The following is a 2,296-nucleotide window of genomic DNA, read 5'->3' on the forward strand; positions in this document are numbered from 1 at the left end:
TAACGCGTTTTTTGGACTGACACTGGATAAGATTACTTTATCCAGTGTTTATTCATAGTCATTTTAAACTTGAAATTAGAGGTTATTTAGTATGTAATTACATGGCATGTAATACATTATTATATTTAATGGAGTAATCGATGGCCAGAACCGGATTATATAAATCAGAAGTCGAAAAAGCGCGTAATTCGCTCATTGCTCAAGGACGTCATCCTTCTGTTGATGCTGTCAGAATTGCGCTCGGCAATACCGGTTCAAAAACCACGATCCATAAGTATTTAAAGGAATTGGAAGAGGAAAATGGCGGAACAGTGGACCGGCAAGTCACGATAAGTGCGGCCTTACAAAACCTTGTCGCTCAGCTCGCTACCCAGCTAGAAGTAGAGGCAAGCAACCGCATCGCTGACATGTCTGTTGAGGTTCTTGAAAAAGACCGCCTACATGCCGCAGAGATTGAAGAGGTCAATGCAAAACACACGCAAACAAAGGAAAAGCTTGATCTGACAATTGCTGCTATCAAGCAGGAAATCGATTTACATGAGCAAACAAGAGAGGCTTTGCAAAGTGAATCCATGACCCGTCACACCCTCGCTCAGCAAGTGATGAACCTCAAGGAGCGCCTTGCAGAAAACGATGCCTACCGCCATTCTCTCGAAGAGAAACATCAACATGCCCGGGATGCACTTGATCACTATCGTGCATCAGTCAAAGAACAGCGCGACCAAGATATACGTCGTCACGAACAGCAAATGCAGCAACTCCAGGCAGAATTGCGACAACTCCAACAAACCTTGGTAGCCAAGCAAAATGAAATCACCCGACTCAATCAGGATGGTGCAAGATGGGTTGCAGAGATATCCCAAGCACAAAAAACAATCTATGAAGATAAGGCAAACCTCACCAAGCTTAATAATCAAATTGAAGCCCACAAAGCCATAGAGCAGAAGGCTAAAACTTTGCAAGCACTTTTGACTGAAAAAGACACCCAGATCAAAGCTTTGGAGGCAATGCAAAGTCAATCAGAGGCTAACCAGCATGAATTGAAACATCAGTTGCACCACATGGAGATCGACCTGGCCAGCGCCAATGCCAAACTAGAGGCTCAAGAACAAATGATGGCAGATCTGAAATCATTACTCAGCACAAGTGTTGTTGTTAATAGTGGAGAAGCTCCGCCAGTGGGATAGTAGTATACGGGCATCCTCAGCTCCTTTGATGTCAGCGTTGAGGAAATTGAGATGATAGGACATTTTGTCAATTTCCCAGAGGGAGTTAAACAGCATATGGGACAAGCAAAAATTAGACAGCGCGAGGGCTTTGCACCAAAACTGATCGAAGAATGGGAAGCGGAAGACTGTGTGAACTTTGCCGTAGCATTGGCACGCATAACAGGCTGGCTTCTTCACGTAGACTGGCTGACTCCGTCGGATGAAGAAGATATTCCCGAATCAGAATTAAAACCATTGCGGGTGTATGTTGGCGACAATCGAGAGGGAGTATTTGATGTGCGCGGAGTCAAGTCGATAGAGGACTTTTCTCAAGGCACTGTTTTCAAAATAGCAAAAAGTTTTAAGCCCAAGCAAGGTGGCATTCGTACCCGGTATTATGATGAAGCCGCTCTTTTGAATCTGCCGCTCAAATACTTTCCGACTGAAGAGAAAATTGCCATCGCTACTGAGGCTATTAAAGCGCGCCCACAATTTTTAAATGCCATCCCAGCAAAACCACAGTCAAAAATACCGGCATATCATGCGGCAAGATACACTTTCGGAAAATGCGTTGCCTATGCAGAAGCATTGCGTGAACTAACTGGCTTACAAACAGCTGCTATCATGGTAAAAAAATTTACTCCATTTTACCGGGGCACTATCCGATCCGACGATGGCTACGTACATAGTATCGTTGTGCACCCGGACGGCATGGGGGAGGACGCGTGGGGATTGGCAACTATTGACAACATTGCCAGTCGCTTTGGTGCTCTTCTATATGAGGTTAGCTACGAAGCCCATCAAGAAGTCGTCCAGAATTACTTAAGAACTTCGAACAACATCTACCAGTCCGAACTAAACGTTGCGCGAGAATTGATAACTCAGTATCGCCTGAATAATACTGATCAAAAAACAAACTAAACCCATTTTTGATGTTGTGGAAGTTAAGGCTACCAGCCACATATTTTGATCGCCCAATCAAGAGATACTAGGGCTATTTTTGAGGTCATCATAGAAGTAACATTTCCAATAAATCAAATAGTTACATCAGTATTTGAATATTTTTACATGAATCCCGGCCGACCCTC

General features: G+C 44.0%; 2 protein-coding genes. Both read left to right on the top strand.

Features of this window, described 5'->3' with window-relative positions:
* Positions 1-140 precede the first annotated feature (140 nt).
* Positions 141-1,187: a DNA-binding protein gene (locus HV832_RS17095; protein WP_176805259.1), complete on the top strand. Its 1,047-nt coding sequence runs from the start codon at positions 141-143 to the stop codon at positions 1,185-1,187.
* Positions 1,188-1,238: 51 nt separating this feature from the next.
* Positions 1,239-2,129 (top strand): hypothetical protein, encoded by an 891-nt coding sequence (locus tag HV832_RS17100; RefSeq protein ID WP_176805260.1) that lies wholly within the window; start codon positions 1,239-1,241, stop codon positions 2,127-2,129.
* Positions 2,130-2,296 lie beyond the last annotated feature (167 nt).

Origin of the sequence: Cognatundibacterium oligocarboniphilum (assembly GCF_013377855.1) — a bacterium.
In the GTDB taxonomy this organism is placed as follows: Bacteria; Pseudomonadota; Gammaproteobacteria; order Burkholderiales; family Burkholderiaceae_D; genus Undibacterium; species Undibacterium oligocarboniphilum.